Source organism: Streptomyces sp. NPDC127068, assembly GCF_042724695.1.
Taxonomy (GTDB): Bacteria; Actinomycetota; Actinomycetes; order Streptomycetales; family Streptomycetaceae; genus Streptomyces.
On the sequence record NZ_JBHXEN010000052.1, the window covers coordinates 24,833 to 38,608 of the forward strand.

Consider the following 13,776-nt stretch of genomic DNA (forward strand, 5'->3'; position numbering starts at 1 on the left):
CCGGGGCGCGTCGCCGCGGTGGGGGGTGCCCCCCCCCGCGCCCGCGAGCCCCGCGCTCCCCCCGCCCCCCACGGCCGGCACCCGGGGGCACCACCGTTCCGGGACGGCGCCCCGTAGCGGGCGGCGATCGCGGCGGCCTGCTCGCGCAGGGAGTCCCGCAACCACTGCGGGGCCAGCGCCTCCCCGTCCGCACCGAGCCGCCACAGCGCCCACTCGGCGTGCCGGGCGTCCTGGAAGGTCACCTCCAGCCGCAGCCGGCCGTCCGGGTCGACCTCCTCGGCGAGGACGGCCAGCGCGGTGCCCACCAGCTCCGCCCGCCGCGCCGGGTCCGTCCGCAGCAGCACGGCGACCTGGTCGCCGCCGGTCCGGAACCGGGCGCTGCGCTCCTGCCAGGCCCGGTCCAGATCGACCCGGTCCGGTCGCTGGGCCGGCTCGGCCAGTTCCTCGGCGGCCAGCACCCGGGACAGCCGGTAGGTGCGGTCCGCACCGGCCCGGGTGGCCAGCAGATAGCCCTGTTCGCGCACGGTGACCAGTCCGATCGGGTCCACCGTGCGCCAGGTCGGGTCCCGGTCCACGGCCGCGTAGTGGAGGCGCAGCCGGTGCCCGGCGAACACCGCGCGCCGGACCTCGCTCAGGACGGCGTCCGGCACCTCCTCGGTGACCCGTCGACGCGCGAGGAGGTCGGTCTCCGGGTCGACGAGCAGCCGTCGGGCCGCGCCGGCCGCGGTGGCCCGATAGCTCTCCGGCAGCGCGTCCACCACCTTGCGCATGGCCGAGGCGAGCGCCGTGCCGAGTCCGAACACCTGGGCGCCGCGCCGTGATCCGGCGACCACCAGGGCCAACGCCTCGTCGTGGTTCAGCCCCGTCAACTCGGTCTGGAAACCGGGCAGCAGGGCGAAGCCGCCGTGCCGACCGCGTTCGGCGTAGACCGGGACGCCGGCCGCGGACAGCGCGTCGATGTCCCGCAGCACGGTGCGGGTGGACACCTCCAACTCACGGGCCAGCGCGGTCGCGGACAGTCGACCGTGCTGCCGCAGCAGCAGCACCAGGGACACCAGGCGGTCAGCGCGCACGGGAGAACTCCGAAGGAATACGTGACAGGAGGTGTCGCACATTCCTTGCGAGGCTCCTCCACATGACCAACAAGGAAACGGCCACCGAGCCGAACGATCTGGGCAGGTACTTCATCGAGCGCGCCAACGCGGGCGACGTGGACGGGCTGGTGGCACTGTACGAGCCGGACGCCGTGCTGGCGTTCCCGCCGGGCAGCCTCAGCACCGGACACGCGGAGATCCGTGCGGTGTTCGAGCAGTTCGTCGCCGTCGCGCCGGTGCTCACCCCGGGCCGGCAGCACCCGGCGCTGGTGACCGGCGACCTGGCGCTCACCGCGGCCACGCAGAGCAACGGGGACGTGTCCGTGGAGGTCGCGCGGCGTCAGCCGGACGGCTCGTGGCTGTGGGCCGCGGACCAACCGGCACTCGCACCGTGACGCAGCCGCTGCGGCGCGCTCCCGTCCCTAGCGGTCCGCGGGGGACGGGGCGTGCAGCGTGGTCTCGACGCCCGCTTCCTTCAGCTCCGCGAGGTTCTCCGCGTTGAACGCGGCGAAGGCGTGCAGCTCGTCCGCGAAGGGCGTGCCGTCCACCCGGACGGGCCCGTCGCCGAGCAGCACCGCCGGATCGAGTTCGGTGGCGTACACGTTCGTGGCGTTGCCCTCCAGCACCGGCTGCCAGCGGTCGCCGTCGACCTGCATCCAGCTGCGGGCCACGCCGCCCGGGTTGCGGACGACGACCGGCTGCTCGGGGTCGACCAGGCCGAGCCGGGACAGCACCGCCCGGGAGGCAGCGACGCCCGAACCGCACGAGGGGGTGAGCCCCGCCCCGCGCTCGAACGTCCGTACGAACACCTCGGTGGCGGTCAGGGGCCGCACGAACGACACGTTGGCGCCGATCGGGAAGGCGTCCGCGGCCTCGGCGACCCGGGTGCCCGTCGCGATCAGCTCGGCCTCGTCGTAGGCGTCGTAAGCGTCGCGGGCATCGCGGGCGTCCCGGGCCTGGGGGGCGTCCTGGCCGCCGAGCACGGTGATCAGGTGGGAGTTCGGCACGGCGACCGCCGAGACGCGACGGGCCGGGTGGTACGCGGGCAGCGCCCCGTCCACGAAGGGCCCGTCGGCGCCGGCCACGATGGGCTGCGCCGGGGCGAAGTCCACCGGCGGAAGCTCCACCGACACCCGCCGCACCCCGTGCTCGGTGGTCCCGGCCGCCCGGACCGTGAACGCGTACGGGCCGGTGTGCAGCACCACCGACTCGGCCTGGTGCCGGTCCAGCAGCAGCCGGCCCGCACCGCGCATGCCGTTGCCGCACAGCAGGGAAGCGGAGCCGTCGGGGTTGTAGAAGTACGCCCGCGCGGTGCCGTCGCCGTCGTCGGCGATGAAGTAGACGCCGTCCGCACCCAGGCCCCGGTCCCGGTCGCAGAGCAGCCGCACCGCCCGCTCGACGTCGGCCGGCGCGAAGTGGTCCGTGGGGGCGCCGTCGATGACGAGGATGTCATTGAGACTGCCGTGCGTCTTGGTGATCGACAGAGCCATGGTGTTCCGTTCCTCGTCCGTGAGCCGTGGTGCGGGGGCGGCGGCGCACGCCCCGCCCCGTCCGGCGCTCGGGCCCGACCCGCACCACCCCGTGCCCGCAAGTCTAGGGCCGTGCCGCCGGTACGCCGGCGGGCCCCGCAGCGGCCGGCACCCGCCGGATCACCAACACCATCAGCGTCGCCATCGCGCACAGCGCCCCCGAGGCGTACCAGACCACGTCGTACGAACCGAACACGTCCCGGGCGACCCCGCCGAAGAAGGCGACCAGGGCCGCGCCCAGCTGGTGCGAGGCGAGCACCCAACCGAACACGATCGCGCTGTCCTCCCCGTAGTGCTCCCGGCACAGGGCGATGGTCGGCGGGACCGTGGCGACCCAGTCCAGGCCGTAGAAGACGATGAAGAACAGCATCGGCGGGCGCACCGAGGGCGCCATCAGCATCGGCAGGAGCAGCAGCGACAGGCCCCGTAGGGCGTAGTACACGGCGAGCAGCCGGCGGGCCTCGTAGCGGTCGGTGAGCCAACCGGAGGCGATCGTCCCGATCACGTCGAAGATCCCGACGAGGGCGAGCAGCGAGGCGGCGGTCGTGATCGGCATGCCGTGGTCGTGGGCCGCCGGCACGAAGTGCGTCTGGATCAGCCCGTTGGTGGACGCCCCGCAGATCGCGAAGGACCCGGCGAGCAGCCAGAACGGTCCGGTGCGGGCCGCCGACAGCAGGGCCGCCACCGCGCGCCGGGCGGCGCCGGGCACGGGCGGCGGCTTCGGTACGAAGGCGGTGGACCCGTACGGGGCGACGCCCACGTCGGCGGGGTGGTCGCGCAGCAGCAGCCAGACGAACGGCACCACCGCGAAGGCCGCCAGGGACACCGTCGCCGCGGCCGGGCGCCAGGCGTGGTGTTCCACGATCCAGGACAGCAACGGCAGGAAGACCAGCTGTCCGGACGCGGCGGCGGCGGTGAGGACGCCGGTCACCAGCCCCCGGCGCTCGGTGAACCAGCGGTTGACGACGGTGGCCACGAACGCCAGCGCCATGGCGCCCGCGCCGAGCCCCGCCAGCAGGCCCCAGCCGACGATCAGCTGCCAGGGTTCGGTCATCCACACGGTGGCGCCCGCGCCGACCCCGATCACCGCGAGGGCGACGGCGACCACCCGTCGGATGCCGAACCGGTCCATGAGGGCCGCCGCGAAGGGGGCCGTCAGCCCGTACAGGGCGAGGTTCACGGAGACCGCGAGGCCGACCGTGCCGCGGGACCAGCCGAACTCGGCCTCCAACGGGTCGAACAGCAGGCCCGGCAGCGACCGGAACGCCGCCGCGCCGATGATCGTCACGAAGGCGACGGCGGCGACGAACCACGCCCGGTGGACGCGGCGGCGCCCGGCGCCGGGGCCGGGGCGGGGGCTCCCTGGGCTCCCTGGGCTCCCGGGGTTCTTGGGGGCGGACGGTCCGTCGTGGTCGGGGGTCCGTTCGGCCGGTGAGGACGCGGTGTGGGTCACCCGGTCAGGCTGGCGCATCCGCGGTCCGCCGAACGAGTGGCCCGAAGGACAGCGTTCACTAGGATCGGGCCATGGCCGTCGCCGCGCTCCCCCCGCCCCCGCCCGACCCGTCCGACCCGCCGCCCCGGCCCCGGCACCGGGTCGTCGTACTCGCCCTGGACGGGGTGCTGCCCTTCGAGTTGGGCATCCCGCAGCGCATCCTCGGGCGGGCCCGGACCGCCGAGGGGCACCTCCCGTACGAGGTCGTCACCTGTTCGGTCCGGCCGCCGGGCCCGGTCCGCGCGGAGGCCGACTTCTCGATCCTGGTGGAGAACGGCCCCGAGGCGCTGGCCACCGCAGACACGGTCGTGGTCCCCGCCTCGTACGAGTTGGGCCCGGTGTACGAACGCGGGGTGCTCACCGAGGCGCTGGCCGCCGCGCTCGCCCGGATACGTCCCGGCACCCGACTGGTGTCGATCTGCACCGGCGGCTACGTGCTGGCCGCGGCCGGCTGGCTGGACGGTCGCCCCGCCACCACCCACTGGTCCCACGCCGAACACTTCCAGCACCTGTTCCCCCGGGTCCGCGTCGACCCCGACGTGCTGTTCATCGACGACGGCGACGTCCTCACCTCCGCCGGGGTCGCCGCCGGGATCGACCTGTGCCTGCACCTGGTCCGCCGGGACCACGGCGCGGCCGTCGCCAACGACGTGGCCCGCCGCACGGTCGTCCCCCCGCACCGCGACGGCGGGCAGGCCCAGTACGTGGAGCGCCCGGTGCCCGAGCCGGCGCTGTCGACGACCGCCGCGGCCCGGTCCTGGGCGCTGACCCGGCTCCACCGACCGCTCCCGCTGCGGGACCTGGCCGACCGGGAGTCCATGTCGGTGCGCACCTTCACCCGCCGGTTCCGCGAGGAGGTCGGGATCAGCCCGGGGCAGTGGCTCGTCCAGCAGCGGGTGCAGCGCGCCCGCCACCTGTTGGAGTCCAGCGACCTGAGCATCGACCAGGTGGCCGACGCGTCGGGGTTCGGCAGCGCCCAGTCGATGCGCCAGCACCTCCAGACGGCCCTGGGCGTCACCCCCACCGCGTACCGGCGCACCTTCCGCATCCGGAACACGGGTCCCTGACACGGCGGTTGGCCCGCGCGCCCCTGGCTCCCCGCGGTACGGGCATCACCCGGGCGGACGCGGGTGTTCACCCACCCGCCCCGCTGGGGAGGCGGGCACCGCACGGCCGGGTCGACGCTGGGGCGACAGCCTCCCCGCCGAACGGAAGAGAGACCCCCATGGCTGTGTCACCTCCCCCCTCCCCCGCGCGCCGCCGCATAGGCCGGGCGACCGCGCTGACCCTGTCGCTGACGGCGGCCGTGTTCCTCACCACTCCGGCCCTGGCCGGTGGCGACCCGTCCGGCGCCGACAATCCCGAACCGGTGGGGCAGGGCGTGAAGCCGACGGTGGTCCTGGTCCACGGCGCGTTCGCGGACGCCTCCGGCTGGAACGCCGTCGTGGAGCGGCTCCAGCGGCGCGGCTACCCGGTCGTCGCCCCGCCGAACCTGCTGCGCGGGGTGATCGGCGACGCCGCTTACGTGGCCTCGGTCCTCAAGAGCATCGAGGGACCGATCGTGCTGGCCGGCCACTCCTACGGCGGCGCGGTGATCAGTCAGGCCGCCGCCGGGAACGAGAACGTGAAGGCGCTGGTGTACGTGTCGGCGTTCATGCCGGACGTGGGGGAGAACCCGGCGGAGCTGTCCATGAAGTTCACGGGGAGCGACCTGGGCACCGCGCTGCGGCCCGTCCCGTACACGGACGGGACGACCAGCGGCACGGACCTGTACATCCAGGACGACAAGTTCCACGCCGTGTTCGCCGCGGACCTGCCCGAGGCGCAGACCCGGGTGATGGCGGTCGAACAACGGCCCGTCGCCCAGGCCGGGTTCGGGCATGACGCGACGGCCGCCGCGTGGAAGACGATCCCGTCCTGGTTCATCGTCGCGAAGAACGACAAGGCCATCGCACCGGACCTGGAGCGCTTCGAGGCGAAGCGGGCCGGGTCGCACACCGTCGAGGTCGACTCCTCGCACGTGGCGATGATGTCGCACCCGGACCTGGTGGCCGACCAGATCCGCAAGGCCGCCCACGCCACGGTCGGCACCACGAAGTAGCCGGGGCGGCGTCCGTCGAGGGGCCCGGTACGCACACCCGGGCCCCTACGGGCGTCCACGGGTGCTCTTCGGCCGCTCTTCGGGGTCGCCCGCGCCGCGCACGGCGGTCGACCGGGGTCCGGGCGGGGGCCGGTTGCCGCCGCTGCGGGCCGGTCCGCCGGCGGGCCGGGGTGCCGGGCGGGTGCGCCGCTCCCCCACCGCGGCCACCACGATCAAGGCGGCGAGCAGCGCGACCCCGCCGAGTACCGCCCCGGAGGGGGTGGTGACCTCCAGCAGCGCACCCGCCAGGGACCCCGTCGCCGCGTACCCGGCGCCCACCGCCGCGTACATCACCGAGTACCCCGCGGCCACCGCGCTCGGCGGCAGGACCTCCCGCAGCGACAGGTTCCGCACCAGCATCGCGCTGGACTGGAGGAAGCCGCCGCAGGCCAACGCGGCGGCCAGGGCGACCGGGTGCGGGACCAGCGCGACGGTGACCGTGCAGACCAGCAACCCGCACAGCAGGACGAGCCCCTGGAGGTGCAGCCGGCCCGGCCAGTTCCGCAGCCCGTAGACGTAAGCGCCCACGGCGGACCCCAGGGACAGCCCGGCCAGCAGCGGACCCGACCAGCCGACCCCGATGCCCCGGTGCTCCAGCAGTGCGGGGAGCACCAACTCGGCCAGGGCGAGCGGGGCGAGGCCCGCCGCACCCATCACGTACACCGGCCAGGCCCGCAGCATGAGCCGGAACATCGGCTCGCCGTCCCGGTCGGCCGGGTCGGTGGCCCAGCCGGGCGGCAACAGCCGCAGTCCGGCCGCGGACACCGTCATCAGCCCCCCGGCGAGCAGCATCGGCACCCCGGGGGACACCCCGAGCGCGAGTCCGGCGACGGCGGCCGGGGACAGCGCCCAGATGCCGGCGGTGAGCATCGACTCGACGGACAGCGCCTGGGTGGCGGCGCGGTCCGGGACCAGGGCGGTGAGCAGGGAGCGCAGTCCGCCCGGGGCGGCGGCCGGGGCCGCGCCGGCGACGAAGGCCAGCAGGCCGAGCGGCAGGGGGTGCGCGTCGGGCAGCAGACCGACCGCGGTGAAGGCGAGTCCGCCGACGACCAGCCCGGCGGCGAGGTGCGGCCGGGCCCGCTCGGGGCGCAGCCGCATGCCGAGCAGGGGGGCGCCGACGATCTCACCGATCACGTAGACGGCGGCGAGCACCGCCCCGAGGGGGTAGCCGCCGGGGCGTTCGCGGACCAGGAAGACGAAGGCCAGCGGGGCCATGGCGACGGGCAGTCGCGCGGCCACGGCCACCACGGCCCACACGCCGATCCGGGCGGAGAGGACCTCGCGATAGCTCATGCCCCGAAGCTAGCGAACCCCGCCGGCGGGTTACCCCCACCCTGTGGACAACTTTTCGGATGCGGCACCCCGGCCTCCCGGGGTCGTCCCGGGAGGCCGCAACGGGTCGCGGGGCTCAGACGGCCTCGTAGGCGCAGCCGTAGCCGCCGGGCGCGGGGGCGGGGGTGTCGCAGCGGTCGACCTCACACCAGATCCGCTTGCCGGACCCCTCCTGCTGCCAGCCCCACCGGTCAGCGAGCCCGTCGACGAGTTCGAGGCCCCGTCCGCCGGTCTCCTCGCCGTCCGCGCGGCGCGGGCGCGGCGGGCGCGCACAGGAGTCCGCGACCTCCACCCGTACCGTCAGGGGGGCGGTCTCGGCACGTCCCGACGACAACAACAGCCGCAGGACGGCGGGGCACCCGGCGTGCACGACCGCATTGGTGACGAGTTCCGACACCAACAGGATCAGGGTCTCCGCCACCGGCTCGTCCGCGGCTATACCGGAACCGGCGAGCCGGGACCGCGCCCACCTCCGGGCCCGCCCCACCTCCGCGGGGTCTGGCCGCACTTCCAGTTGAACCTGAAGCACCTGCACCGCTCACACCATCCGAACCGGCGGACACATCGCCTCGCGCCTCCCAAGAGTCACGGAACGTGATTCCCTTGCGAGACAGCATGGTTGACGTTCAGTCACCCCAACAAGCGCTTCGGGCATATTCCAGCGCGAAGGAGTACCCGTGCGGCATACTGTGCGACGCTCACCGCGGGGGGTCGAACAAGCGGGCGTCAGACCGCTTTTTGTACGAGCGACGGGGCATGCCACCAGCCACGGAGCCGCCCCAGGGGCAACACCGGCATGGCTCGGCCTCAGCTCCACTCGCATCCCTCACAAGGTACCGGAGTGACCGGTTCACACCGCACTGTGACGAGTCACGTGAAGGACACAACCCGGTAAACCCGCCGCACCCCACCCCACACCATCGACGCTGAGTGACGTACCCGGGTCCGACTCCGGGCACCCCCAACACGCAGCGTCAGCACCCGGGGTGGCCGTGGCCGGCGACGGAGCACGAACGCCCCGGCCGAACGCCCGCCGGACGTCCGATGAGGAGGTCCGACGGGAAGTCCGGCCGGGGCGCGGCGCGATGACGTCGCGTACGACGGCTACTCGGGGACGGTGAAGTACCGGGCGAAGGCGGTGACGACCTCGGACTCGGTCACCCGGCCGTCCCGGTCGCCGTCGAGCGCGGCGGCGACGGAGTCCGCCGCGTCCCCGGCGATGCCGAGGCAGCGCAGCACCCGTGCGGTCTCCTGGACGGTGGCCGCCCCGTCCGCGTCGGCGTCCGCCACCGCCAGCGCGGCCTGGAGGAACGGGCGGGCGATCTCGGCGAACCGGTCGGGGTTGTCCCGCAGCCGCTTCACCGCCCCGTGCACGAACTCGTCGCGGGTGATGCGCTGGTCGCCGTCGCGGTCGGCGATCCCGGCCATGCCCTGCCAGAACGCCTCGGCCCCGTTGTACAGGGCCTGGCCCTTGTCGCAGCGGGCCGTGGTGCCGAACTCGGTGAGCAGCGTCTTCGCCGCGGAGCTGAAGTCGGCGCGGTCGATGTAGCCGTTGCCGTCCTGGTCGAAGGTGGCGAAACGGGCGGCGACCCTGCGCTCGCTCTCGGTGCTGACCATGTGTTCTCGGACCGCCTCACGTTACGGGTTCCGGTTGCTTCCGATCGGGAGCGTACGTCCTCGCGGGCTCCGGCGGGCGGGGAACCGGTCGCTCTTGCCGCAACCACCACGTGAACACGGGGAACCCGAACGCCCGCCGACCCGTCCGCGCGCGGGGCGGGGCAGCACGGGAGTCGGCGGGAGTGCGCGGACCCGCCACCGGCCCGTACGGGGACGCGCCGGGCCGCACGGAAGCCGCACCGGGCCGCCCGGGACGCACACACGCCACATGGGCCACACAGGCCCGCACAGGGGCCGCGGAGCGCACGGGCCGCGCGGGGCGCACCGCGACGGCGGCCGGCCACGACGGCCGACCGCCTACGCCGAGAGGGGTTGCTCCTGCTCGCGCACCGCGCTCTCCACGTCCGGGTACACGTCGAAGAGCCGACGCACCCCGAGCGCGGCGAGCACCCGGTTCACGTGCGAGCCCTCCACCGCGCCCTGCGCGGGCAGCGTCAGCCGCAACCGCCCGCGGCACGAACGGATCAGACGCCGCGTCGCGATGAGCACCCCGACCCCGCTGGAGTCGCAGAAGAACACCTCGGACAGGTCGAGCACGAGGCCGTGCCGTCCCTGTGCCACGACGTCCCGCACGTGCTGCCGCAGTACCGGCGACGTCATCAAGTCCAACTCGCCCGAGACCCGCAGCACGGTCCACTCCCCGCACTCGTCCTCGGTCACCCTGAACGCCACGCCCCAGCCCTTCGTCCGCCGAACCGACGAATCCGTCCGGAATCCTCCGCCGTTGCCCTTGCCCTCCGCCGCACCGTCCACCGCACCGCCCGCGCACCGCGCGCCCACCACCCGCACTCGCCGGGCCGTGACCGCACGCCGCGCAACCATCCGGAAGCGGTTCTTACGCTTCCTCGGCCGACTGCCCGGAACAACCGTCGTGAAACACGGGTATGGAGAATCGTGAAGAGAAGTATTCGCGCTGTCACGATCACATTCGGACACGTGTTTTCCATGCCCGTTCCCCTTACGCCACTTGGGCCGAAAATCCGTCCACACCCGGTCGCCATCTGCGGATTTACAGGAAATCTCATAGGGCAAAGGGACGTACGCGACCGCCCGGGACGACTACATTCGAGGGTACGGAGCGCGGACTTCGCGCCTTCCGGGACAGGTCGGGACGCACCGCGGGACCGTAGTGAGGGGGCCGAATGGCGAAGGACGCTCCACCCCGCTGGGACCGGAAGATGCAACAGCGGCTCGCCCGCGGCGAGGCCGCCGCGCTCGGCGAACTCTACGACCGGTTCGCGGCCCTGGTGCACCAACTCGCCCACCGGGTGCTCGGCGACGAGGCGGGCGCCGACCGGATCACCCGGGAGGTCTTCGCCCACGTCTGGGAGCACCCCGGCTCCTACGACCCGAAACAGGGACCGCTGCGCACCTGGGTCGCCGCGCTCACCCACCGGTTCGCCGTCGAACGGCTGCGGCACACCGAGACGGCCGCCCTCGCCCACGGCGCCGCGGACGCCGCCGCCTCCACCGCGGAACTCGAACGCAAGGTGCGCCACGCCTCGGCGACGGCCCGCGCCGACTACATCGTCGCGTCGATGCCCCCGCCGCTGCGCACCGCACTGGAACAGACGTACTTCCAGCGGCGGAACTACCACGCGACCGCCGCCGACCTCGGGGTCACCGCCGACGAAGCCCGCCGCAGGCTCCGGCTCGGCCTGCAACTCCTCGCCACCGCCCACGACACGTCGGGCACCCCTCCGGAACCCGGGAGCGTCCGGTGAGCACACCCCAGGACCGCTGGCAGCCGCCCGAACCGGTGGTCGTCGACGACGACGGCCCGCTGACCCACGAGGTCCTGAAGTCGCTGCTCGGCGCGTGGGCGCTGAACGCCTGCTCGGCCACGGAGACCACCGCCGTGGAGCACCACCTCGGCGCCTGCGGACCCTGCGCGGTGGAGGCACTGCGGCTGCGGGACGCGGTGGTCCTGCTGCACCCCGCCGAACCGCTGGACCTCGACCCGGCGCTGCGCACCCAGGTGCTCGCCAACTGTCTCGGGCGCCGCCCGCCCCGCATCCCCGTCCCCGAGTGGGCCGCGCCCTACGACGCGGAGACGGCCCGCCTCGACGCACTCCTCCAGGACTTCGGGAAGGCGGACTGGCACACCCCCGTCCACCTGCGCTGGTACCAGGACGACGGGCAGCGCACCCGGACCACGACGGTCGCCGGGGTCATCGCGCACCTGCTGATCGTCGACGGCCTGGTGGCCGCCGCCCTCGGCATGGACGACCCGCTGCGCACGTACCTGCGCGACACGGCGGACTCCGCACCGGACACCACCCCGGCCGCCGGGGTGAGCGAGGTGGTCGGGCCCGCCGCCCGCACCGAGGCGTACTGGAACGCCCTGCGCTCCCCGCCCGACCACGAGGTGCACACCCCCTGGCGGCAGCAGAGCCACGGCCTGGTGCGGACCGCCGCGTTCGCCGCGGGCGGCGCCACCCGCGGCGGACGCACCGGCGGCCTCCCGGTGCCGTACGGGGACTTCACCCTGCCGCTGCGGGAGGCGATGCTGGACCGCGCCTTCGAGTGTTGGGTGCACGCCACGGACATCGCCGAAGCGGTCACCTACCCGTACACCCCGCCGGCGCCCCGCCATCTGCGGCAGCTCGTCGCCCAGGGGGTACGCGTCCTGCCCGGCGCGCTCGCCGAGCGGCGCCGCTCGGGACTCGCCTCGCCACCGGAGCGGCTGGGCACGGTGGGCGCCCCCGGACGCAGTCTGCGGCTGGAGATCGAGGGCTCGGGCGGCGGCGACTGGCACATCCCGCTGGACTCGCCCGGCGCCGTGGGCTCCGCCGAGCACGAGGTGGCGCACGTCGCGCTGGACGCCACGGAGTTCTGTCGGCTGGTCGCCGGGCACGTCCTGCCCGACGAGGCCGCCGCGGGCCGCGAGGGCGACACCCGCGCCATCCGCGAGGTGCTCGCCGCCACGGCCTCCCTGAGCCGCCTGTGAGCGGCCCCGCCCGCAGGTCCCCGGGGGGGGACGGGGCCCTACGGGAAGACGACCGTGCGGCGGCCGTTCAGCAGGATGCGCCGCTCCGCGTGCCACTTCACGGCCCGCGCCAGCGCCTGGCACTCCACGTCCCGCCCGATCGCGACCAGCTGGTCCGGGGTGACGCCGTGCCCCACCCGCTCGACCTCCTGCTCGATGATGGGCCCCTCGTCGAGGTCCGCCGTCACGTAGTGCGCGGTCGCGCCGATCAGCTTCACGCCGCGGGCATGGGCCTGGTGGTAGGGCTTGGCGCCCTTGAAGCTCGGCAGGAACGAGTGGTGGATGTTGATGATCCGCCCGTTGAGCTGCTTGCACAGGTCGTCCGAGAGGACCTGCATGTAGCGGGCGAGCACCACCAGCTCCACGCCCTGCTCGCGGACCAGCTCCAGCAGCGCCGCCTCCGCCTCGGGCTTGGTGTCCCGGGTGACGGGGATGTGCCGGAACGGGACGCCGTAGGACTCGACCAGCTCCGCGAAGTCCGTGTGGTTGGAGACGACCGCCGCGATCTCCACCGGCAGCGCCCCGGTCCGCGCCCGGAACAGCAGGTCGTTCAGGCAGTGCCCGAACTTGCTGACCATGAGGACGACCCGCATCCGGTCGTCGGCCCGGTTGATCTGCCACTCCATCTGGAAGGCGTCGCCGATCGCCGCGAAGCTCGCCCGCAGCTTGTCGACCGTGACCGGGGCCTCGCCCGAGAAGTGCACCCGCATGAAGAACAGCCCGGTGTCGTGGTCACCGAACTGCTGACTGTCCTCGATGTTGCAGCCGGTCATGAACAGGTAGCTGGAGACGGCGTGCACGATGCCCTGCTTGTCGGGGCACGACAGGGTGAGGACGTACTGCTCGGGGGCGGGAGCCTGATCGTTCATGCGGTCCAGGGTCCCATACGGTGCCCGCGCCGGAGCGTCCCCGGCCGCTCAGCCGGTCCGGGTCATGATCCGCAGCACTTCGAGGGTCCGCGGCGGCTGGTCCGGGTCGTCCCCGTCGCTGACGGCGAGCCGCAGATGGGCCTCGCGCGCGGCGTGCACGGCCTCCGGCCAGCCCGGGTGCTCCAGGTACACGGCCACCGCCGCGTCCGGCCCCACCTGATGCATGATCTTGAGGACCCGTAGCACCGCGGCGTCCACCAGGACGGCCTCCTCGGCGTCCCGGAAGATCGTCCCCACGTACTTCTCGGCGGACCAGTTGTCCAGCCAGGTGTCCTCGACCAGCCGGTACACGGCGTCGGTGACGTCCCCGTACTCGGTGCGCCCGGCGAGCCAGCACTCCTGCTGGAAGGCGGGGTCGGAGAGCATGTGCAGCGCCGAGCGCACGTTGCTGCGCCAGCGCCACCACGGCATGTCGTTGAGCGGCATACCGCCCATGGTGGAGGAGCGGCGGCCTCGACGGGAAGGGTTCTCCGTACCTTGCACGGTTCCCGATCGTACGTTCCCGCCCCGGACGGCCGGGAGCCTCCCCCTCAATTCACCTCCGCGTCACCCCGTATTGCCCCCGCGACACTCCGGGGTTGGCCGGGCGGGGCG

Annotated in this window: 13 protein-coding genes and 1 pseudogene; 5 read left to right on the forward strand and 9 right to left on the reverse strand. The window is 74.0% G+C overall.

Features of this window, described 5'->3' with window-relative positions; translation table 11 throughout:
- Positions 1–101 precede the first annotated feature (101 nt).
- Positions 102–1,073, reverse strand: a pseudogene (locus ACFWIA_RS27605) (helix-turn-helix transcriptional regulator); the annotation flags it as partial.
- Between the two features lie 62 nt (positions 1,074–1,135).
- On the opposite strand from ACFWIA_RS27605, the gene ACFWIA_RS27610 reads away from it, so the two are divergent.
- Entirely contained in the window at positions 1,136–1,489 is a 354-nt protein-coding gene (locus tag ACFWIA_RS27610; RefSeq protein WP_387009638.1) for a YybH family protein, read from the forward strand.
- A gap of 27 nt (positions 1,490–1,516) precedes the next feature.
- Here ACFWIA_RS27610 and dapF read toward each other — a convergent pair whose 3' ends face one another.
- A complete protein-coding gene (gene dapF, locus ACFWIA_RS27615; RefSeq protein ID WP_387009640.1) occupies positions 1,517–2,584 on the reverse strand; it encodes a diaminopimelate epimerase in 1,068 nt (355 codons plus the stop codon).
- 103 nt (positions 2,585–2,687) lie between these two features.
- Positions 2,688–4,094, reverse strand: coding sequence for an MFS transporter (locus tag ACFWIA_RS27620; RefSeq protein ID WP_387009642.1), 1,407 nt, complete (start codon positions 4,092–4,094; stop codon positions 2,688–2,690).
- Between the two features lie 53 nt (positions 4,095–4,147).
- On the opposite strand from ACFWIA_RS27620, the gene ACFWIA_RS27625 reads away from it, so the two are divergent.
- Together ACFWIA_RS27625 and ACFWIA_RS27630 are read left to right on the forward strand one after the other, a co-directional pair.
- A complete protein-coding gene (locus tag ACFWIA_RS27625; RefSeq protein ID WP_387009644.1) occupies positions 4,148–5,182 on the forward strand; it encodes a GlxA family transcriptional regulator in 1,035 nt (344 codons plus the stop codon).
- Between the two features lie 158 nt (positions 5,183–5,340).
- Complete coding sequence (locus ACFWIA_RS27630) at positions 5,341–6,216, forward strand: alpha/beta fold hydrolase (RefSeq protein WP_387009647.1); 876 nt, start codon at positions 5,341–5,343, stop codon at positions 6,214–6,216.
- A gap of 45 nt (positions 6,217–6,261) precedes the next feature.
- Here ACFWIA_RS27630 and ACFWIA_RS27635 read toward each other — a convergent pair whose 3' ends face one another.
- The 4 genes from ACFWIA_RS27635 to ACFWIA_RS27650 all read right to left on the reverse strand — a co-directional run bounded on the left by ACFWIA_RS27635 (position 6,262) and on the right by ACFWIA_RS27650 (position 9,936).
- Complete coding sequence (locus ACFWIA_RS27635; protein ID WP_387009649.1) at positions 6,262–7,548, reverse strand: MFS transporter; 1,287 nt, start codon at positions 7,546–7,548, stop codon at positions 6,262–6,264.
- Between the two features lie 115 nt (positions 7,549–7,663).
- Positions 7,664–8,122, reverse strand: coding sequence for an ATP-binding protein (locus ACFWIA_RS27640; protein WP_385494051.1), 459 nt, complete (start codon positions 8,120–8,122; stop codon positions 7,664–7,666).
- Between the two features lie 569 nt (positions 8,123–8,691).
- A complete protein-coding gene (locus ACFWIA_RS27645; RefSeq protein WP_387009651.1) occupies positions 8,692–9,204 on the reverse strand; it encodes an EF-hand domain-containing protein in 513 nt (170 codons plus the stop codon).
- Between the two features lie 357 nt (positions 9,205–9,561).
- Entirely contained in the window at positions 9,562–9,936 is a 375-nt protein-coding gene (locus tag ACFWIA_RS27650) for an STAS domain-containing protein (RefSeq protein ID WP_387009653.1), read from the reverse strand.
- A gap of 470 nt (positions 9,937–10,406) precedes the next feature.
- Here ACFWIA_RS27650 and ACFWIA_RS27655 point away from each other — a divergent pair, with 470 nt between their 5' ends.
- Both ACFWIA_RS27655 and ACFWIA_RS27660 read left to right on the forward strand, forming a co-directional pair.
- A complete protein-coding gene (locus tag ACFWIA_RS27655; protein WP_387009655.1) occupies positions 10,407–10,988 on the forward strand; it encodes a sigma-70 family RNA polymerase sigma factor in 582 nt (193 codons plus the stop codon).
- Positions 10,989–11,023: 35 nt separating this feature from the next.
- Positions 11,024–12,214 carry a zf-HC2 domain-containing protein gene (locus ACFWIA_RS27660; RefSeq protein ID WP_387009691.1) on the forward strand — a complete coding sequence of 397 codons (1,191 nt, stop codon included), beginning with the start codon at positions 11,024–11,026 and terminating at the stop codon, positions 12,212–12,214.
- Between the two features lie 38 nt (positions 12,215–12,252).
- Here ACFWIA_RS27660 and purU read toward each other — a convergent pair whose 3' ends face one another.
- Positions 12,253–13,122, reverse strand: a complete 870-nt coding sequence (gene purU, locus ACFWIA_RS27665; RefSeq protein ID WP_387009657.1) for a formyltetrahydrofolate deformylase — start codon at positions 13,120–13,122, stop codon at positions 12,253–12,255.
- Between the two features lie 48 nt (positions 13,123–13,170).
- On the reverse strand, positions 13,171–13,617 hold the full coding sequence (locus ACFWIA_RS27670) for a hypothetical protein (RefSeq protein ID WP_387009693.1): 447 nt from the start codon (positions 13,615–13,617) through the stop codon (positions 13,171–13,173).
- Positions 13,618–13,776 lie beyond the last annotated feature (159 nt).